General features: G+C 50.6%; 20 protein-coding genes. 9 read left to right on the forward strand and 11 right to left on the reverse strand.

The genetic code is table 11. The features are described from left to right. Positions 1–49: 49 nt before the first annotated feature. The 3 genes from EDF88_RS01445 to fabI form a co-directional block, all read right to left on the reverse strand. A complete protein-coding gene (locus EDF88_RS01445) occupies positions 50–1,984 on the reverse strand; it encodes an exoribonuclease II (protein WP_134182404.1) in 1,935 nt (644 codons plus the stop codon). Positions 1,985–2,084: 100 nt separating this feature from the next. After that, positions 2,085–3,245 carry a CMD domain-containing protein gene (locus EDF88_RS01450; RefSeq protein WP_134182406.1) on the reverse strand — a complete coding sequence of 387 codons (1,161 nt, stop codon included), beginning with the start codon at positions 3,243–3,245 and terminating at the stop codon, positions 2,085–2,087. A gap of 226 nt (positions 3,246–3,471) precedes the next feature. Continuing rightward, positions 3,472–4,263 carry an enoyl-ACP reductase FabI gene (gene fabI, locus EDF88_RS01455; protein WP_064558757.1) on the reverse strand — a complete coding sequence of 264 codons (792 nt, stop codon included), beginning with the start codon at positions 4,261–4,263 and terminating at the stop codon, positions 3,472–3,474. Between the two features lie 283 nt (positions 4,264–4,546). Between fabI and EDF88_RS01460 the strand changes: the two genes are divergently transcribed. Then, positions 4,547–4,957: an SRPBCC family protein gene (locus EDF88_RS01460; RefSeq protein ID WP_134182408.1), complete on the forward strand. Its 411-nt coding sequence runs from the start codon at positions 4,547–4,549 to the stop codon at positions 4,955–4,957. Between the two features lie 51 nt (positions 4,958–5,008). Here EDF88_RS01460 and sapF read toward each other — a convergent pair whose 3' ends face one another. The 6 genes from sapF to pspF all read right to left on the reverse strand — a co-directional run bounded on the left by sapF (position 5,009) and on the right by pspF (position 11,458). Further along, positions 5,009–5,815, reverse strand: a complete 807-nt coding sequence (gene sapF, locus EDF88_RS01465) for a putrescine export ABC transporter ATP-binding protein SapF (protein ID WP_134182410.1) — start codon at positions 5,813–5,815, stop codon at positions 5,009–5,011. Further along, the gene (gene sapD / locus EDF88_RS01470; protein WP_134182412.1) at positions 5,815–6,807 is read right to left on the reverse strand and encodes a putrescine export ABC transporter ATP-binding protein SapD; all 993 of its coding nucleotides are present in this window, start codon (positions 6,805–6,807) and stop codon (positions 5,815–5,817) included. Before sapD ends, sapF begins: the two co-directional genes overlap by 1 nt. Then, positions 6,807–7,697, reverse strand: coding sequence for a putrescine export ABC transporter permease SapC (gene sapC, locus EDF88_RS01475; RefSeq protein ID WP_134182414.1), 891 nt, complete (start codon positions 7,695–7,697; stop codon positions 6,807–6,809). Before sapC ends, sapD begins: the two co-directional genes overlap by 1 nt. Continuing rightward, positions 7,684–8,649 carry a putrescine export ABC transporter permease SapB gene (gene sapB / locus EDF88_RS01480; protein WP_064511606.1) on the reverse strand — a complete coding sequence of 322 codons (966 nt, stop codon included), beginning with the start codon at positions 8,647–8,649 and terminating at the stop codon, positions 7,684–7,686. Before sapB ends, sapC begins: the two co-directional genes overlap by 14 nt. Continuing rightward, entirely contained in the window at positions 8,646–10,286 is a 1,641-nt protein-coding gene (sapA, locus tag EDF88_RS01485) for an ABC transporter substrate-binding protein SapA (protein WP_064511605.1), read from the reverse strand. The genes sapB and sapA overlap by 4 nt, the downstream gene beginning before the upstream one ends. 176 nt (positions 10,287–10,462) lie before the next feature. Further along, positions 10,463–11,458 carry a phage shock protein operon transcriptional activator gene (gene pspF / locus EDF88_RS01490; RefSeq protein ID WP_134182416.1) on the reverse strand — a complete coding sequence of 332 codons (996 nt, stop codon included), beginning with the start codon at positions 11,456–11,458 and terminating at the stop codon, positions 10,463–10,465. Positions 11,459–11,616: 158 nt separating this feature from the next. Here pspF and pspA point away from each other — a divergent pair, with 158 nt between their 5' ends. From pspA to tyrR, 7 genes are all read left to right on the forward strand, one after another. Next, positions 11,617–12,288 carry a phage shock protein PspA gene (gene pspA / locus EDF88_RS01495; RefSeq protein WP_034455458.1) on the forward strand — a complete coding sequence of 224 codons (672 nt, stop codon included), beginning with the start codon at positions 11,617–11,619 and terminating at the stop codon, positions 12,286–12,288. 62 nt (positions 12,289–12,350) lie between these two features. Next, positions 12,351–12,578, forward strand: coding sequence for an envelope stress response membrane protein PspB (pspB, locus tag EDF88_RS01500; protein WP_064511603.1), 228 nt, complete (start codon positions 12,351–12,353; stop codon positions 12,576–12,578). After that, positions 12,578–12,937 carry an envelope stress response membrane protein PspC gene (gene pspC / locus EDF88_RS01505; RefSeq protein ID WP_064511602.1) on the forward strand — a complete coding sequence of 120 codons (360 nt, stop codon included), beginning with the start codon at positions 12,578–12,580 and terminating at the stop codon, positions 12,935–12,937. Before pspB ends, pspC begins: the two co-directional genes overlap by 1 nt. Before the next feature lie 45 nt (positions 12,938–12,982). Next, positions 12,983–13,213: a phage shock protein PspD gene (pspD, locus tag EDF88_RS01510; RefSeq protein ID WP_064511601.1), complete on the forward strand. Its 231-nt coding sequence runs from the start codon at positions 12,983–12,985 to the stop codon at positions 13,211–13,213. A 123-nt stretch (positions 13,214–13,336) separates the two neighbouring features. Next, entirely contained in the window at positions 13,337–14,734 is a 1,398-nt protein-coding gene (locus EDF88_RS01515; protein WP_134182418.1) for a YcjX family protein, read from the forward strand. Next, positions 14,731–15,795, forward strand: a complete 1,065-nt coding sequence (locus EDF88_RS01520) for a YcjF family protein (protein WP_064511599.1) — start codon at positions 14,731–14,733, stop codon at positions 15,793–15,795. The genes EDF88_RS01515 and EDF88_RS01520 overlap by 4 nt, the downstream gene beginning before the upstream one ends. A 158-nt stretch (positions 15,796–15,953) precedes the next feature. Further along, on the forward strand, positions 15,954–17,516 hold the full coding sequence (gene tyrR / locus EDF88_RS01525; RefSeq protein WP_064511598.1) for a transcriptional regulator TyrR: 1,563 nt from the start codon (positions 15,954–15,956) through the stop codon (positions 17,514–17,516). 34 nt (positions 17,517–17,550) lie between these two features. Here tyrR and tpx read toward each other — a convergent pair whose 3' ends face one another. Then, on the reverse strand, positions 17,551–18,057 hold the full coding sequence (gene tpx / locus EDF88_RS01530) for a thiol peroxidase (protein ID WP_064511597.1): 507 nt from the start codon (positions 18,055–18,057) through the stop codon (positions 17,551–17,553). A 349-nt stretch (positions 18,058–18,406) separates the two neighbouring features. Here tpx and ycjG point away from each other — a divergent pair, with 349 nt between their 5' ends. Then, on the forward strand, positions 18,407–19,372 hold the full coding sequence (ycjG, locus tag EDF88_RS01535; RefSeq protein ID WP_064511596.1) for an L-Ala-D/L-Glu epimerase: 966 nt from the start codon (positions 18,407–18,409) through the stop codon (positions 19,370–19,372). A gap of 7 nt (positions 19,373–19,379) precedes the next feature. Here the strand turns inward: ycjG and mpaA are convergent, their stop codons facing one another. Then, positions 19,380–20,087: a murein tripeptide amidase MpaA gene (gene mpaA / locus EDF88_RS01540; RefSeq protein ID WP_134182420.1), complete on the reverse strand. Its 708-nt coding sequence runs from the start codon at positions 20,085–20,087 to the stop codon at positions 19,380–19,382. Positions 20,088–20,116: the final 29 nt, after the last annotated feature.

Here is a 20,116-nt window from a genome sequence, read left to right on the forward strand (position 1 = left end):
AAAGCTGAGCACCAGGCTCAGCTTTTAAATCTAAATGACAAACTAACCGTCAGATTGCTGGACGTGCGATCACACTACGAGTTTCCATACGAACCTCTGCGATTGTCACATCAATGACGTCTGTCACTTTGTAAGCCACTTCGCCTTTAATCTGCACGGTTCCTAGCTCCTGGCTGCATACCATCTCATCGCGGACAGTATGGATGAACGGGGCAGGGATAAAGGCAACAGCACCATTTTCAATCAGACGTACGCGCATACCACCACGGCTCACATCAATGATTTCAGCACTAAAACGAGTATCCGTTCCGGCTTTGTCACTCAAGAAACGAGCATACAGCCAGTCACCGACATCGCGTTCAGCCATGCGGTTCAGGCGACGGCGCTCAGCCATCTGTACTGTGATTTCGTCTTGCGGACGGGATGCGGTTTCACCTTTGATGATCGCTTTCAACAGACGATGGTTGATCATATCGCCGTATTTACGAATCGGTGAGGTCCAGGTTGCATAAGCCTCCAGACCCAGGCCGTAATGCGGGCCTGGCTCAATGCTGATTTCAGCAAACGACTGGTAGCGACGGATACGAGTGTCAAGGAAGGAGGTTGGCTGCGCATCAAGTTCACGGCGTAATTTGCAGAAACCGTTTAGTGTCAGCACTTCTTGCGCGTCAACGTCAAGGCCGTGACCTTGCAGCATAGTCGCCAACTGTTCAATGTTTGCCGGGTCGAAACCGGTGTGGACGTTATAAACGCCGAATCCCAATTGCTCGCGCAACACAATGGCCGCACAGACGTTTGCCGCAATCATTGATTCTTCAACGATGCGGTTAGCGATGCGACGTGATTCCGCAATGATATCCAGCACTTCGCCTCTCTCACCTAATACGAAACGGTAATCAGGGCGGTCTTTGAACACCAGCGCGTGTGTACGGCGCCAGTCGGCACGGCTCAGGCAGACGCGTTCCAGCAGACGAATTTGCTTAGCGATAGCGTCGCTCGGTGGCTGCCAGTCGCCTTTTTCTTCTAACCAGTCGGAGACAGCGTCATAGGCCAATTTGGCTTTGGATTCGATGGTCGCAACAAAGAAGTTAATGTCTTTTTCGATGCTGCCATCTTGAGCGATAACCATGCGGCACGAGACAACCGGACGAGTCACATTAGGGCGCAGTGAACATAAATCGTCAGACAACTCGCGAGGCAACATCGGGATGTTAAAGCCCGGCAGATAGTTGGTGAAGGCGCGGACTTTAGCAATATTGTCGAGTTTACTGCCTTCAGCAATCCAGGCGGTTGGATCCGCAATGGCTACGGTCAGCTGCAATTTACCGTCAGCTAACTCTTCAACGTACAGTGCATCATCCATGTCTTCGGTGCTGGCGCTATCGATGGTGACGAAATCAAGGGCGGTTAAATCTTCACGCACCAGGCCTTCATCCAACATTTCAGTCGCTACACCATCTGGCGCTTCACGTTCAAGATTGTGACGTGACAGTGTCACCCACCATGGTGCGAGATGATCGTCACCGCAGGTAATGAATTGTGTTAGGTCAGCGTAGAAAGCGCGGTCGCCTTTAAGCGGATGGCGTTTCATCTCCGCGACTGCCCAATCACCATTCTGGAAATCGTGCGTGACGTTGCGGTCGGCACGACACTGAATCGCATCACGCAATAATGGGTGATCCGGAACGATAGACAGGCGGTCGTCTTTACGTTGTACACGACCAACAAACCGGCTGAGGAACGGTTCGATAAGCTCTTCTGGCTCAGCGGTTTCGCGGTCCTTGTCGGTATGAATCACCGCGCTCACGCGGTCGCCGTGCATCACTTTTTTCATCTGCGGTGGCGGAATAAAGTAACTTTTTTGGGAGTCCACTTCGAGGAAGCCAAAGCCTTTTTCCGTGCCTTTTACCACGCCTTCAACGCGTGGAGTTTGGGAATGCAGTTGCTGTTTAAGCTGCGCGAGCAGCGGGTTATCCTGGAACATATTTTTTAGTTTTCGTGGCCAAAAGAGCGGCTGACAGTTTTACGCGAAACCACCCTTTGCGGCAAGCGCTGTTTGCCGCAAAGGCACGTGCTATCAATGTCTAGCGATTATTGCCAAGCCCAATTTTCAATCGGTTTAGCCAGCCGTACAACCCTGAACTCACCAGTAATTGCAAAGCTTCACCTTCGCTAAAACCCTGTTCGAATAAAAGTTGAAGCTGGGCTGCGCTAAAACTTCCAGGTGCGCGAGTTAATACGCGGACAGCCTGGATTATCGCGCGTTCACGTGGACGGTTATGGCTCCAGGCTTGTATCGCTCTTTCACCGTTGCGCATTGCTTCAGGTAAACCACTTTCACCACGCCATGCTTTTGCAAAATCCGTAAGGCAACTGACGCTTCCGTTAATACGTGCGGTCAACAGACCAACCAAAATCTGATCATCACAGGCTTGAGCATCCGGTGGGAGCAGTAAATGAGTTATCTGGCCGAATAGGGAAAATGCCGTGGCATCGTGAAGCAGCAGCCAACTCATCTCTTGCAAGATATTTTGCGGTAGGCAGTCGTTATGTACGACCAATTGCAGTGTGTTTGCGTAGCGTGGCTCAACTTCAGGTAAACCCGGATGCCACTGCTTGTCGCCATCAAGGAATAACTCGGTGGGGGCATCCTGCTGCGTATCAAACCCGGGTAGCCAGCGCACAGGTAAACTTTGTAGAGCCTGGAAAATTGCAATTACGCGAGCCTGAAAACCGATAAAGCCAATCAATTGGTTAAATGTCACCATGTCATTTACTGAAAGAGCAACTTCATCAAGTTGCTGACGCGAGACATCATCAATCAGCGTCGGTTGGCTGGCCAACTGGCGGGCGTATTGGGTGATTTGCGTCAGACGACGGTTGCTTTCGCGCGATGAGTCTGGCCCAGGTTGGGGGGCCAGTCGGGCCGCATAATGATTGCAAAGACGCTGAACACCGTAGACCTGTGCGACAGTGAGAGCGGTACTCAGGCGATCATAGCAACTCAGCGTATGTAAGCGTGTCACAGGGCTGTTTTCAGGCAACAAACATTCACTGATATCACGTGCAGCCGAAAGCCACGCATACTCAGAGGTGAGCTGGTCAGCGCTAAGGTTCAAATCAAGTAAAAAACGATCTTCGAGAAACGCGGCTTCGGGAACTAACGGAAGCACGGCGGCATCGTTACGGCTGGACTGGGTTTCATGGTACCAGTGGCCTTTGCCTGAGATTCGGCGTTGTTCCATGGTCATTCCTTGGTCAAAGAGTTTACAAGCCCGGGGAAAACACCTGACGGCCTGGTTTGCTGCTTTATCCTGGCGTAAGCGCGGGAGGTGACAAAAGAATGATCGGTGATAATAAATATCGGAAAAGTATAACTACGAGAGGAATTTCAGAATTAACAGGCAAGATTGTGGGTGAGGCGAGGGTGTTAACGGGGCAGACAGGCGCCTGCCCACGTGATGAACCGAATTAGTCTTTCAGTTCCAGTTCGTTCATTGCTGCGATGCTGAAACCGCCGTCAACGTGTACCACTTCGCCAGAGATACCAGCAGAGAGGTCAGAACACAGGAACGCTGCGGAGTTACCCACATCTTCGATGGTCACAGTGCGGCGAATCGGGGTAACCGCTTCGCAATGTGCCAGCATTTTACGGAAATCTTTGATGCCGGATGCCGCCAGAGTACGGATTGGGCCAGCAGAGATACCGTTCACACGCACACCTTCTGGACCCATCGCGTTTGCCATATAGCGCACGTTAGCTTCCAGAGATGCTTTAGCCAGACCCATAACGTTGTAGTTAGGGATAGCGCGTTCTGCACCCAGGTAAGACAGAGTCAGCAGTGCTGAACCTGGATTGAGCATTTCACGGCAAACTTTTGCCATCGCAACAAAGCTGTAGGAGCTGATGTCGTGAGCAATTTTGAAGCCTTCACGGGTAACCGCATTCACGTAGTCGCCATCTAACTGGTCGCCAGGTGCGAAACCGATAGAGTGAACAAAACCGTCAAATTTCGGCCAGCTTTTCGCAAGCTCAGCAAACATCGCTTCGATGCTCGCATCTTCTGCAACGTCGCACGGCAGAACCAGGCTTGAACCCAGATCTGCAGCAAACCCTTCCACACGGCCTTTCAGTTTTTCATTCTGGTAAGTGAAAGCCAGTTCAGCACCTTCGCGGTGCATAGCCTGTGCGATACCGTAGGCAATGGAGAGTTTACTGGCGACGCCAGTGATCAGAATGCGTTTACCGGTAAGAAAACCCATAGCTTTGAATCCTTATAGTTTCTGCTAATTTTATGACTTTATAATCATCAAGTTGACGATGACTAGTCACAATTTTTCAACACGAAAGTGAAATTATATCCCACTCAACGCCTGTTGTGTCAGGTTATTTTTCTTACGCCGGACGACTGGTTATCGTGTCACCAGAGGTCTGAACAGATGGTTGTGTGGCGGTCGTGGTAGACGCATTGCCGACATGCCTGATGGATACTATGTTTTAGGGTGTTAATTCGCACTTGCCTGGAAACATAATCACCGGAGATAAATGATGAAAATCACTGTTGAAACACAGGTTCATGCACCCATTGAGCAAGTCTGGAATACTTACAATCACCCTCAAGATATTGAAAAATGGAATACTGCTTCGGCAGACTGGCATACCGTCAATGCGGAGGTGGATTTAAAGCCCGGAGGTAAGTTTTCGTCACGAATGGAAGCGAAGGACGGCAGTATGGGGTTTGATTTTGCAGGTGTTTATACGAACATCATTCCGAATAAATTGATTGAATACACTTTTGGTGACCGCGAAGCGAAAGTCGAATTTACGGAGCAGGAGGGCGGTGTGAAGGTATATCTAGAGTTTGACCCTGATACTCAATACCCCATCGAGCATCAGAAGAATGGCTGGCAGGCTATCCTGGATAATTTTGCTCGCTATGTTGAAGCGAAAAAATAACGTGTTAAGGGTGGCTCTTCGCGAACGGCATCCACCCTTAATATGTTGGCTTTATCGATCTTTTCGCCACGCATCTGCTGTTAACGCTTCACCGAAATGGCTGGCGATCAGGCGTTTGGTTAGGTCATGAAGCGGGGAGGCAAGAACTTCAGCGGTGCTGCCACGCTCAACGACTTCGCCCTGATGCATCACAATCACTTTATCGCTGATGTGTTTCATCATGCCGATATGCTGAGTCACATAGATATAGGCAATGCCCTGTTTCTCCTGCAATTCAAGCATCAGGTTAATCAATTGCGAACGCATCGACATATCAAGAGATGCCAGCGCTTCGTCGGCAATAATCACTTTCGGGCGCAGGATTAACGCGCGCGCCAAACCCAGACGCTGTTTCTGCCCTGGAGCCAGCATATGCGGGTAGTAGCTGGCGTGATCGGGAAGCAAACCGACCATTCTCAGCGTTTCAATAATTTGCTTGTGACGTGCTTCCGGCTCAAGGTCGGTATTCAGGCGCAGCGGGAAATCGAGGATCTGCGAAATACGCTGGCGCGGGTTTAACGAGGTGCTCGGGTCCTGGAAAATCATGCGGATATGCTGGCTTCGGTAGGTATAGTCACCGTACTGCAGCAAATGATCATTAATTAGCACTTCGCCAGTGGTTGGCTCAACCATCCCGGCAAGCATTTTTGCAAGTGTCGACTTTCCTGACCCATTCTCACCGATAACCGCCAGTGTCTGTTTTTCACGCAGAGTGAAACTCAGTGGTTTAACGGCGTCAACATGCTGACGCTGGAACAAGCCAGTTCGATAGCGAAACGTTTTACTTAAATTACGAACTTCGAGCAGCGTTTCAGCCATTACTGACTCTCCATATTCAGCGGGAAGTGACAGGCATAAAGATGTGTCTTTGCCCCCATCAAGCGAGGTGTTTCAATACATTCACGCTGTGCGTAAGGGCAGCGAGGCCCCAGTCGGCACCCCATCGGCAACTGTTCCAGTAAAGGAATCGCACCAGGCATGGTATTGAGTCGGCTTTTATGCGGCATCGGACTGCCAAAATCAGGGATCGCGCGGATAAGCGCCTGTGTATAAGGGTGGTGCGGGGTGGCAATCAGCTCTTCACTGGTTGCGCTTTCCACGGTTTGCCCACAATACATGACGTTAATTTTATCGGCCCATTTGCTCAGCATCTGCAAGTCATGGCTAATAAGCAAAATGGTGGTGTTGTTGTACTGATTTAACCGCGTCAGTAGTTTGAAAATTTGCAGTTGCGTGGTTGGTTCCATCGCGTTGGTTGGTTCATCCGCAATCAACAAACGCGGCTGGTTTGCCAGCGCAATGGCTATCATCACCTTCTGGCATTCACCGTCAGTCAGCTCGTAGGGATAGCTACGCATCGCATCTTTATGATCTTTAATTCCCACGCGGTGTAACAACTCAATGGCCCGGCGTTTGCGCCAGCCAAATCGTTTCCACCAGCGGCCTTTATAGGTCCAGCCGGGAATATTTTGCATCAACTGACGACCGACTCGTTCTGATGGGTCCAGACACGACTGCGGTTCCTGGAAAATCATCGAAACGTTGTGGCCGACCAGGCGACGACGCTCGCGTGAACTCAGACGTAGTAGATCGATATCATCAAACCGCATACGGTCGGCGGTGATGCGCCAGTTGTCTTTGGTGACGCCGCAAATCGCTTTGGCAATCAGACTCTTTCCTGAACCGGACTCGCCCACTAAACCGCGGATTTCCCCTTCATTCAGAGTCATACTGACGCGGTCGACGGCTTTTACCCAACCCTCGGAAGTCATAAACTCGATGGTCAGGTTACGAATATCAAGTAATGGCATTATTGCACCCCCGCATTGATTGCGCGGCGTAAACCGTCGCCCAGCAGGTTGACCAGCAACACACTGATCATGATAGCTACTCCGGGCAACATTACTGTCCACGGAGCGACATAAATCAACTCCAGTGCGTCACCCAGCATCGAGCCCCATTCCGGTGAAGGGAGTTGCGCGCCAAGGTCCAAAAACCCTAGTGCAGCAATATCCAGAATCGCCATCGAGAGTGCGCGGGTAATCTCAGTAACCAGAATCGCCGCCGTATTAGGCATTACCGCAAACCACAGAATATTCAGTGTTGATGCACCATCAAGGCGTGCGGCAACCACGTAATCTTTTTCCAGTTCGTCGTGTACGGCGCTATAAACAGAACGCACCATACGCGGCAGCAGGGCGAGCCACACGGCAAACATAGCGTGCAACAAATGTGGCCCAACAAATGCCACGACAATAATTGCCAGCAGCAGCGACGGAATAGACAGCAGCGTATCGAGAATATGATTGAGCACAGCAGAGCGAAGGCCATGTGTTGAACCGGCAAACACGCCCAGAATAATGCCGCATACAGCTGCCGCAAGCGTAACGACAAACGCACCGCCAACTGTTGGTGCGGCACCGCTTAACAGACGGCTCAATACATCACGCCCCAGGTCATCTGTACCCAGGAAGAAAGAGACATCGCCATAGCGTGACCATGAAGGCGGTAACAGTTGATAACCCAGGAACTGTTGGTCGATGCCGTAGGGCGCAAAAACACCACCAAAAATGCACAGCAGTACCAAAGCGCCACAACCATATAGGCCGATCATTGCCGTAGTATCGCCGTAAAATTTTCGCCATGTCAGGCGTAGAGTGCTCGGCGGGCGCTTCTCGCGATAGACGCTATCGTAAGGCATACCATTCCTTATGTGTCAGAGGGTTTGCCATGGCACCCAAAATATCGGAGATAACGTTCACGATGATTACCAATGAGCCAATGACCATCACGCCAGCAGAAATGGCCGTGTAGTCTTGTTGGCGAATTGCGTTGATAAGCCAGCGCCCAAGGCCCGGCCAACTGAACACAACTTCAGTGATCATCGCCAGAGTTAACATGGTTGAGAATTGCAGGCCGAGGCGTGGAATGACCGGAGGCAACGCGTTGTGTAGCACATGACGATGAAGAATTGTCAGGCGTGATAAACCACGGGTTGCTGCTGCTTTAATGTAGTTTTGGTCAAACACTTCAATGGTGCTTATACGCATCAGACGCACCACTTCAGTGGTCGGCGCGACGGCTAATGCCACCACTGGCAGCACCATGTGACGTATGGCGCTGACGATCATCTCTTCACGATAAGGGGAGTCCGATAGCCAGGCATCAACCAGCGCAAAGCCAGTCACTGATTTCACTTCATAAAGCAAATCAAAGCGCCCGGAAACTGGCAACCAGCCTAATGTGAGCGAGAAAAACATTGTTAGCAGCAGGGCTAACCAGAATACAGGAATAGAAAAACCAACCAGTGCCAGAGCGCTTATCAGCCGGTCTTGCCACTTATTGCGCATAATACCGGCCAGCATTCCTACCGGAATACCTATCAGTAATGCCAGGCCAAATGCCAGGATACATAGTTCCATGGTGGCAGGGAAAACAATACGCAGCTGTTCATTAATCGACTGGCCATTAATGCTCGATACGCCGAAATCCCAGTGCATGATACTTTCAAACCAGAAAACCCACGCATTCCACAGTGATGCACCTTGCAGTGGGGCATGAGGGGTAAAATAGTTGAGGCTAAAGCCGATAAAGGTCAGAAAAAACAGCGTCACCAGCAGCAATAATATGCGGCGAAGAGTGTAAATAATCATGGTTTTTTCACCTCAACATTCTCGCGGGAAACACCCGCAAACGATGCGTTACCAAACGGACTTAGCACCAGCCCTTTAATGTCGTAGCGATAGGCTTGCAAGCGCAGTGATGACGCCAGTGGTAGCACGGGCAATTGTTCGGCCAGAATGTCCTGAGCCTCGCGGTAAGCTTCGATGCGTGAGGCCAGTTGCTGAGACGACAACGCTTTTTGCAGCACTTCATCAAACTTCGGGTCACACCAACGAGCATAGTTGGTCTGCGATCGGATCGCGGCGCAACTAAGCATGGGGCGGAAGAAACTATCAGGGTCGTTACTGTCAGTTGCCCAACCGGCAAGCGTTAAGTCGTGGTTCATATCCATTAAGCGAGCTTCCTGGAAACGGCCTTCTACAGGAACAATAATGACCTTCACCCCAATTTGCGCCATGTCAGCCTGGATAAGCTCTGCCGTTTTCAGCGGGCTTGGGTTCCATGCCTGAGAGCTAGTCGGAACCCATAGACGCAATTCCAGGTTGTTAAGTCCGAGCGCTTTTAATTGCTGGCGAGCTTTCTGCGGGTTGTATTCGGTAATTTTGGAGTCACTGTCATAAGCCCAGGAAGCACGAGGCAAAATAGAAGCGGCTGTTTCGGCTGTACCGTAGTAAATCGACTGCATCAGGCGTTGGTTGTTAATGGCCAGCGCCAGAGCATGACGTACTGCTGGGTTATTTAATGGTGCTTTGTTGGTATTAAACGCCAGATAAGCGATGTTCATTCCCGGACGCAAAGTAAGACGCAGTCGCGGATCATCACGTAAAATTGTCAGCTGACTGGCTGCAGGATAGGCCAGCACATCGCATTCGCCGGTAATCAGTTTCGATAAACGTCCTGTACCACCTGAACCCAAATCCAGAACAACTTGTGGCATTAATGGAACACCGCGCCAGAATTTCGGATGGCGTGCGAGGCGAATATATTGCCCCGCGCGATATTCACTTATCTGGAATGGCCCTGTGCCAACCGGCTGACGGTCCATTAATTCCTGACGGTCGGCCTTAGTCAGTTGATCAGCATATTCTGCGGACATCACGGATGCGTAATGTGTAGCCATATGCCACAAGAAAGAGGCATCTGGTTTTTCCAGTCGGAACTCAACAGTGTTGCTATCAAGCTTGCGAACGCTTTTTACCGAATCAGGGAACTGAAGGCTATCGAAGTAAGGGTAGTTGCCGCCGTTAACGTTATGCCATGGGTGTTTGCGATCAAACACTCGTTGGAAGCTGAATACCACATCATCGGCATTCAGTGCGCGAGTGGGTTTAAACCATGGTGTGGTCTGGAACTGAACGTTCGGGCGTAAATGGAAACGATAAGTCGCACCGTTATCCAATACTTCCCAGCTCTCGGCCAATTCTGGCATCAGGCGATAAGTGTAAGGATCAACATCCAGCAATCGGTCGTATAGCTGTGCGGCAAGGGTGTCCACAGTCAAACCACCGCTAGCCATCTGCGGGTTAAAGGTATTGACCTGACCGTTGACACAATAAACAAATCCGCTGCTACGGATATCAGCTGGCTTTTCAACAGGTGTTGCAGCAAATGCCGCGCCACTCAGGCAGCTAACCGCCAGTAACAGGGAGGAGACAATTCCGCGCATAAGTTTTTGAGTTTTCTCGGGTGATAGCCAAAGTGTATCGCACTCTGTAGGGCTTCCCAAAATATGTCAGGCTATTTTGCTTTTTTATTAAACAAAGCCTGCAAAAAAGGCAGGGGGATGCTGTTTTTTGCGTCAGTTACGGCTTTTGTAGCATGGAGAAAGCCGTAAACAGAGAGTCAATCGGGCTGAACCACATCATGCTTTTTAAGCAATGCCCGTAGCTGATGGTAGGTGAGACCGAGCAAATCGGCGGCCTTTCGTTGGTTATATTTCGCCTGCACCAGACTCTGTTCCACCAGCGTTTTTTCCTGCTCGTTTTGCCATTTGCGCAGATCCATCGGTAACGAGAGTTGTGACGCTTCGTGTTTCACACCAGGCGCGGGCTTACGCGCAAAGGGATCGAGGATCACTTCATCGACCTGCTCCTCGCTGTTGCCATGGCGGTAAACAGAGCGCTCAACCACGTTTTTTAGCTCGCGGATATTTCCCGGCCAGGCATAATTCAACAGTGTTAACTGTGCTTGTTCGGTAAAACCCGGGAAGAAGGACAAGCCCAACTCGCGACACATGGTGATCGCGAAATGTTCAGCCATCAACATGATATCGGTTTGGCGCTCACGCAGCGGTGGCAGTTTCACTACATCAAAAGCAAGACGGTCGAGCAAATCAGCGCGGAATTTCCCTTCTTCAGCAAGTTTTGGCAGATCGGCGTTGGTCGCACAAACCAATCGCACATTGACCTGCAACGGCTGGCTGCCGCCAACACGCTCAAGTTCACCGTATTCCACGACACGTAAAAGTTTTTCCTGCACCATCATGGGTGCAGTTGCCAGTTCATCAAGAAACAACGTACCGCCGTCGGCGCGTTCAAAGCGCCCTGGATGGCGCTTCTGAGCGCCGGTAAAAGCCCCAGCCTCATGCCCGAATAGTTCTGAGTCCAGCAAGTTGTCGTTGAGTGCCGCGCAGTTAAGGGAAATAAACGGTCCTTGCCAACGGCGCGAAAGGAAGTGTAGGCGATTGGCAATCAACTCTTTACCTGTTCCGCGCTCGCCAATCACTAACACGGGTTTCTCTAACGGTGCCAGGCGGGAGACTTGTTCCAGCACTTCAAGAAAGCTGTTTGCTTCGCCAATCAGGTTATCTTTGCTGTCTGCCATGATTAAATTAACCAATAGTTAGTGAATATAACCACTATAAACGTTATGCATAATGAGTCAAATTTAATCATTCTGTTAAAAATCAATGCGATAAAAAGTTGGCACACCGCTTGCAGTATTCTTGTCGTGCTGGGTGCCGGGCACCTGAAATAATGACTAAAGAGGATTGAATTATGGGTATTTTTTCTCGTTTTGCCGACATCGTGAATGCCAACATCAACTCACTGCTTGAGAAAGCGGAAGACCCACAGAAGTTGGTGCGCCTGATGATTCAGGAAATGGAAGACACACTCGTTGAAGTGCGCTCCACTTCGGCTCGTGCGCTGGCTGAAAAGAAACAGCTTTCCCGCCGTGTAGAGCAAGCGACCGCACAGCAAGCCGAATGGCAGGAAAAAGCCGAACTGGCACTGCGTAAAGATAAAGAAGATCTGGCACGTGCGGCATTGATCGAAAAACAAAAAATGACCGACCTGATCGCCACCCTGGAAGATGAAGTGGTGCACGTCGATGAAACCCTGGCGCGTATGAAAAAAGAGATTGGTGAGCTTGAGAATAAACTCAGCGAAACCCGCGCGCGCCAGCAGGCGTTAACGCTACGTCATCAAGCAGCCTCTTCTTCACGCGATGTTCGTCGCCAGTTGGATAGTGGCAAAATCGATGAAGCAATGGCTCGTTTTGAATCTTTTGAACGCCGTATTGACCAGATGGAATCAGAAGCGGAAAGCCACAGCTTTGGCAAACAGAAAAATCTCGACTCACAGTTTGCTGAACTGAAAGCCGACGACGAGATCAGCGAACAGCTGGCTGCGCTGAAAGCTAAAATGAATAACCAGGAACGTGGGTAATTCACTTTAACTGCGGCGTGCATGGCGCGCCGCAGCTGGCCTGACTTGTAAAAGGAGTACACATGAGCGCGCTTTTTCTTGCCATTCCGTTAACCATATTTGTGTTGTTTGTCGCCCCCATCTGGCTGTGGTTGCACTACAACAACCGTGCCGCGAATGGCGGGCAGCTTTCTCAAGGCGAGCAACAGCGGCTGGCTCAGCTAACTGAAGAATCACGCCGTATGCGTGAACGAATTCAGACGCTGGAGCAGATCCTTGACGCAGAACATCCGAACTGGAGAGACAAATAATGGTGAACTCAATTTCCGGTCGTAAATTGTGGCGTATCCCTGAAAAAGGGATGGTGAAGGGGGTTTGTGCAGGTATCGCGCAATACCTTGATGTGCCTGTCAAATTGGTACGCCTGATTACCGTGTTAGCGATGATTTTTGGCCTATTTTTCTTTGTGATGGTGGCCTACATCGCACTGACTTTTATTCTTGACCCAATGCCCGCGGGTGCCGACCAGGCAACGCCTCAACCGACCACGCGCGATTTGCTCGACGAAGTTGACGCTGAACTTGCGGCAGGGGAGCAGCGTTTACGTTCTATGGAACGCTATATAACCTCTGATACCTTCACGTTACGTAGCCGTTTCCGTCAGCTTTAATGTTCTCTATGGGGGCGATAGCCCCCGTTGTAATCGGGAGAAACCATGTCTAAATTCCAGACGGCTGCGAACAAGGCTAAGCCGGGCCTGAAAATTGTCGGTAAGTTAGTATTGCTGACTGCCCTGCGCTACGGCCCAGCAGGCGTCGCGGGTTGGGCGGTTAAATCTGTCGCGCGCCGTCCATTGAAAATGCTACTGGCGCTAACCCTTGAGCCACTGCTGGCACGAGTGCTGCGCAAAATTTCTGCTCGCACTCAAGGCGGCACCGCAAAGTAATCTTTTCTCCACACTTTTGATTTTCAATTCATTTGCCATTGATTCGGTATTAACAACCCATATTTATTACAATCAGTGAAGATTCTCCTCAGTTGAGAGACAACGGGCGCAACCAGGACGCATATGAACAGAATCAAGAATGAACTGAATGCCCTGATGAACCGGGGTGTGGACCGACATTTACGTCTTGCCGTAACCGGTTTAAGCCGCAGCGGTAAGACGGCTTTTATCACCGCGATGGTGAACCAATTATTGAGCGTGCATAACGGCGCGCGTTTGCCGTTGCTTAATGCGGTACGTGAAGAACGCCTGCTTGGCGTGAAACGTGTGCCGCAGCGTGATTTAGGTATTCAACGTTTTACCTATGACGAAGGCCTGGCGCAGTTATACGGTTCGCCACCGAACTGGCCGACTCCGACTCGCGGTGTTAGCGAGATGCGCCTTGCGCTGCGTTATCGTTCTAACGATTCACTGTTGCGCCATTTCAAAGACACATCAACGCTGTATCTGGAAATTGTCGATTATCCTGGTGAGTGGCTGTTGGACTTGCCGATGCTGGCGCAAAATTACCTGAGCTGGTCGCGCCAGATGACCAGTCTGCTTACCGGCGATCGAGCCGAATGGTCTGTGCAGTGGCGCAAATTATGTGAAGGTTTGGATCCGCTGGCTCCTGCCGATGAAAATCGCCTTGCAGCCATTTCAGAGGCATGGACTGAATATCTGCTGCACTGCAAACGAGAAGGTCTGCATTTTATTCAACCAGGTCGTTTTGTTTTACCTGGCGATATGGCTGGCGCTCCGGCGTTGCAATTCTTCCCGTGGCCAGATGTGGATAGCATTGGCGAATCGAAACTCGCTCAGGCAGACAAAACCACCAATATCGGCACCTTGCGTACACGTTTTGAATACTACTGTGAAAAAGTGGTCAAAGGGTTCTACAAGAACCACTTCCTCAAATTTGACCGTCAAATTGTACTGGTGGATTGTCTTCAGCCGCTGAACAGCGGGCCACAGGCGTTTAACGATATGCGTCTTGCGCTGACGCAACTGATGCAAAGTTTCCATTACGGCCAGCGCACGCTATTCCGCCGCCTGTTTTCGCCGGTTATCGACAAACTTTTGTTTGCCGCCACTAAGGCCGATCACGTTACGGTAGACCAACACGCCAACATGGTCGCACTACTTCAGCAACTGGTGCAGGACGCCTGGCAGAATGCGGCATTTGAAGGTATCGACATGGACTGCATGGGGCTTGCGTCAGTACAGGCAACACAAAGTGGCCTGGTTGACGTGAAAGGCGAGCAAATCCCGGCACTGCGTGGTAACCGTTTAAGTGATGGTGCACCGCTGACTGTCTACCCAGGCGAAGTTCCGGCGCGTTTGCCAGGTAGTGCATTTTGGGAGAAACAAGGTTTTCAGTTTGAACAGTTCCGCCCGCAAGTCATGGATGTAGACAGACCGATGCCACATATTCGGATGGATGCGGCACTGGAGTTTTTAATCGGGGATAAATTGCGATGAATGAACCATTAAAACCGCGTATAGATTTCGCGCAACCACTGGAAGTGGAACAAGAACCCATTTATAAAGCACCACACGCATTTAGCGAGCCTGAAGCAGAAAAATTCACACCAGCACTAACTCAACTCGATGAAATGGAAGACGATGGGCAGGCGGAAGCGGTGATTGAAGCGGCGCTACATCCTAAACGTAGCCTCTGGCGACGCATGGTTCAGGTTGGGCTTGGGTTATTCGGTGTCAGCGTTGTGGCGCAAGGTATCCAATGGACGCATAACGCATTTATAACCCAGGACTGGATTGCGCTCGGCGGCGGTATTGCCGGTGGGTTAATTATTGCCGCAGGGATTGGTTCAGTCGCTACCGAATGGCGACGGTTATGGCGTTTACGCCAACGAGCCGAAGAACGCGATGAAGCACGTGATTTGATGAACAGTCACGGCATGGGCAAAGGCCGGGCATTTTGTGAAAAACTGGCACGTCAGGCTGGGCTTGATCACGGACATCCTGCGCTGCAACGCTGGTATGCGGCAATTCATGAAACGCAAAATGACCGGGAAGTGGTCGAGTTGTATGCACGTCTGGTTCAGCCAGTGCTTGATAATCAGGCGCGTCGGGAAATAAGTCGCTCCGCTGCTGAATCAACGTTGATGATTGCTGTAAGTCCGCTTGCGTTGGTGGATATGGCGTTTATTGCATGGCGCAATTTACGACTGATTAACCGAATCGCCACGCTTTACGGCATCGAACTTGGATACTACAGCCGTATTCGTTTGTTCCGTCTGGTGCTGCTGAACATCGCCTTTGCCGGAGCGAGTGAACTTGTGCGTGAGGTGGGGATGGACTGGCTAGGTCAGGATCTCGCAGCGCGACTGTCTACTCGTGCAGCGCAGGGGATTGGCGCAGGTTTACTGACGGCTCGCCTTGGGATTAAAGCAATGGAGCTTTGCCGTCCGTTGCCGTGGATTGATGGTGACAAGCCTCGTCTGGGTGACTTCCGTAAGCAGTTGTTGGTTCAGCTCAAAGAGACGATGAGTAAGAGCAAAAATAAACCTGTCGAGTGACACTTTAATGATGCCGTGAGCCTTAAGGTTTACGGCATCACCTCCATTCATAGACTTATCTGTCAACTTTTCTTAACACATCTCTTCTGACCGTAACTTATCTGGAGTATCATCACTCCACCCAATGACTCAGCTTTTTGCAATTGAAGGACACCTCCATGCGTCTGGAAGTTTTTTGCCAGGACCGCCTTGGTCTGACTCGAGAATTACTTGATTTACTTGTGCTGCGTAGTATCGATTTGCGAGGAATCGAAATTGATCCAATTGGGCGAATTTACCTGAATTTCTCGACACTTGAATTTGACTCGTTCAGCAGTCTGATGGCTGAAATTCGCCGTATTCCAGGCGTTACGGATGTTCGTACTGTGCCGTGGATGCCTTCCGAACGTGAGCATCGTGCACTTAGTGCATTGCTTGAAGCGCTACCTGAGCCTGTACTTTCGCTGGATATGAAAAGCAAAGTAGAGCTGGCGAACCCAGCGAGCTGTGCGCTATTCGGACAGAATGAAGACAAGCTGCGTAACCACAATGCCGCAAGTTTGGTGAATGGTTTCAATTTTATGCGTTGGCTTGAAAGTTCTCCGGCTGAGTCGCATACCGAACATGTGGTCATCAACGGGCAGAACTTCCTGATGGAGATTACGCCGGTTCATCTGGATAGTGAAAACGAAGAGTCTTCACTGGTGGGGGCGGTTGTTATGCTGCGCTCCACTGTGCGTATGGGTCGCCAGCTACAAAATCTCTCTAACACTGATGTCAGCGCTTTCAGTCAGATTGTCGCTGTCAGCCCGAAAATGCGCCATGTCGTTGATCAGGCACATAAACTGGCATTGCTGAATGCACCTTTGCTGATAGTTGGTGATACAGGTACGGGCAAAGATTTACTTGCACATGCTTGCCATCTTGGTAGCCCGCGAGCGCAGAAACCCTATCTGGCACTCAATTGTGGCTCAATGCCTGATGACGTCGTTGAAAGCGAACTGTTTGGCCACGCGCCAGGGGCATACGCTAACGCTGTTGAAGGTAAGAAAGGCTTCTTTGAGCAGGCTAACGGTGGCTCGGTTCTGTTGGATGAGATTGGTGAGATGTCGCCGCGTATGCAAACTAAACTGCTGCGCTTCCTCAACGATGGGACTTTCCGCCGCGTGGGTGAAGAACACGAAGTACATGTTGATGTTCGTGTGATTTGCGCCACTCAGAAGAACCTGGTTGAAATGGTACAAAAAGGGGAGTTCCGTGAGGACCTCTATTACCGCTTGAATGTACTGACGCTGAATCTGCCGCCTTTGCGTGATCGCCCGCAAGACATTATGCCTCTGACTGAATTGTTTGTGGCACGATTTGCCGATGAACAAGGGGTACCGCGCCCGAAATTGGCAAATGACCTGAGTAATGTGCTTACGCGTTACGGGTGGCCGGGTAATGTGCGTCAGTTGAAAAATGCAATTTATCGCGCGTTAACGCAGTTGGAAGGGTACGAATTGCGTCCACAAGATATTTTGCTGCCTGATTTTGACACCGTCAGTTTGGCTGTTGGCGAAGAGGCGATGGAAGGGTCGTTGGATGATATTACCAGCCGCTTTGAGCGCTCGGTACTGACACAGCTTTATCGTACTTACCCAAGTACGCGTAAGCTGGCAAAACGCCTGGGTGTTTCACATACGGCGATTGCGAACAAATTACGTGAATATGGTTTGAGCCAGCGTAAAACAGAAGAGTAGTAAGAATGCCCCCGGTTATCGGGGGCATTAACACTTAAGCCTGGAGAGCTTCCAGCGCCGCAGCATAATCTGGCTCGTTAGTGATTTCATTCACTAACTGGCTGAATACCACTTCATCTTTCTCATTGATAACCACAACCGCGCGGGCAGTCAGGCCTTTCAGTGCGCCTTCAGAAATACCAACGCCATAAGCTTGCTGGAATTCAGGGTTACGCAGAGTAGACAGCGTTACCACGTTGCTCAGACCTTCTGCACCGCAGAAGCGAGACTGTGCAAATGGCAGATCGGCAGAAACACACAGTACAACAGTGTTATCCATCTCAGTTGCCAGTTGGTTGAATTTACGCACAGATGCCGCGCAAACGCCGGTATCGATGCTTGGGAAAATGTTCAGTACTTTACGTTTTCCGGCGAACTGGCTCAGTGCAACATCAGAAAGATCTTTTGCTACCAGAGTGAAAGCTTCAGCTTTGTTGCCAGCTTGTGGGATCTGACCTGCAACCGCTACAGGGTTGCCCTGGAAATGAACGATTTGTGACATGTTTGATTTTCCTGTTTACATATAATTAACGCCGCGAACAGTGTATGTCAGTATTCCTCGTCTGAATATAAAAAACTGATAGTGCAAGTAAAAGTGTTCGCTGGCTATATACCCTTCATACTTCATGCTGCCTCTTTGTTGGCTGCGCTCTCTCACCCAACAAATCTGTCTGGAACAGATTTGAACGCTGTTACAGCGGCCCCGGAGGGGTGAGGCCCATGGATGGGCCGAATAATCACTGACTTATGTAAGCTCATCGGGATTCGTTCCCTTGCCGCCTCGATGCACCTTGAATTATTTTGGGTATACTCTGCGAAGGATACAAACAACGACCACAGGCAAAACAATAATGAGAACAGTCAAGGTTTACCAGGAAGCATGGCCTCTCCATACACCGTTTGTGATTTCACGCGGAACTCGCAGCGAAGCGGTAGTTGTGGTGGTTGAGCTGGAAGAAGACGGTATCAAGGCAGTGGGCGAGTGCACGCCGTATCCGCGTTATGGCGAAAGCGTGGAATCGGTGCTGGCGCAAATCACCACGGTTATACCTCAACTGGAAAAAGGGATGACGCGCGCGCAACTGCAAGATGGTTTGCCGGCTGGTGCCGCGAGAAATGCCGTCGATAGCGCTTTGTGGGATTTAGAAGCCAGAAAGAACAAGCGTACGCTGTCATATACTGCGGGCGTTGAGCTTCCTGAATTAATTACTACAGCACAGACGGTCAGCATTGCCGAACCTGAGCAAATGGCGGCGGCGGCAAAACTATTGTGGGATAAGGGCGCGCGTCTTTTGAAGGTCAAAATTGATGACCGACTAATCACTGAACGTATGGTGGCGATTCGTGCCGCAGTTCCCGAAGCCGTTTTAATTGTTGATGCCAACGAAGCATGGCACAGCGATGGGTTGGCGGCGCGTTGCCAGTTACTGGCCGATCTCAATGTTGCGATGCTTGAGCAGCCTTTACCGGCCGGACAAGACAGTGCGCTGTCTAACTTCATTCATCCGTTACCTATTTGCGCTGACGAAAGTTGCCATACCCGCGAAAGTTTGCGAGAGCTGAAAGGTCGTTACGAGATGGTAAATGTGAAGCTGGATAAAACTGGCGGCTTAACCGAAGCTCTGGCGTTAACTCAGGCCGCGCGCGAACACGGTTTTGATGTGATGTTAGGCTGTATGTTGTGTACCTCGCGAGCAATAGCCGCAGCGTTACCGCTGGCAGCTAAAGTCCGCTTTGCCGACCTCGATGGCCCAACCTGGCTGGCTGTGGATGTTGAGCCTGGCTTGCATTTTGAAACCGGTAAGCTTTATCCGTAACGGATAATTATTTTTGCCAGTGCAATAAGCCCATCATGGCATCCAGATACCGCTCACTCGCATCGTCAGCCGAGATGGGCGGGAACTCTGCGGTAATACAAGGCAAATCTAAATCTGCGCACCAACTACCAAAAGAGCCGGGCGTTTCATAACCGACACTTGTAACCAACGGCAGTTTGAATTCCTTCGCAAGCCAAGCCCCGAGTACTGAATTATCAGGATCTTCAATGCAACCTAAAGGGTCGTGGAAAGAGACAACCCATGCAGGTTGTAAAGTATGAATCAGTTGGCATAAGGCTGCGGTTTCTGGCTCTGAACCCGGTTTTTTGCCTGTAGAGAGCACCACATCACGTTCATCCGCGCTACTGTTCCAACGATAAACCGTTTCACCTGATTTCCAGTTGGCTGCGGGGAAATTACGATTCAGGTCTACACCATTGGCGTTGGCGCGTAAGCCAAGTTGGCAACCATCTGGATTGACGGCCAGCACCACATGATGACGACGATATTCGGGCTCAAGAGTGCGTAATGCGCAAGACAGCGTAACCATCGCTGCATTTTCATCGCCATGTGTACCGGCAATAATTAACCCACTGCGCTGCTCGCTGGGTGCTGCGGGGAACCAAATAAGCGGTGCGCCGAAAACAGATTTACCATAACGTTCGCTGCCCGGAGGCAAATGGCCTCGTTGCGAACGAGGGCGGTGGCCTGACATAAATGTCCTTACTGTGATGAGTTGCAATA

It is taken from the genome of Buttiauxella sp. BIGb0552 (genome assembly GCF_004366275.1).
GTDB classification, from domain to species: Bacteria; Pseudomonadota; Gammaproteobacteria; order Enterobacterales; family Enterobacteriaceae; genus Buttiauxella; species Buttiauxella gaviniae.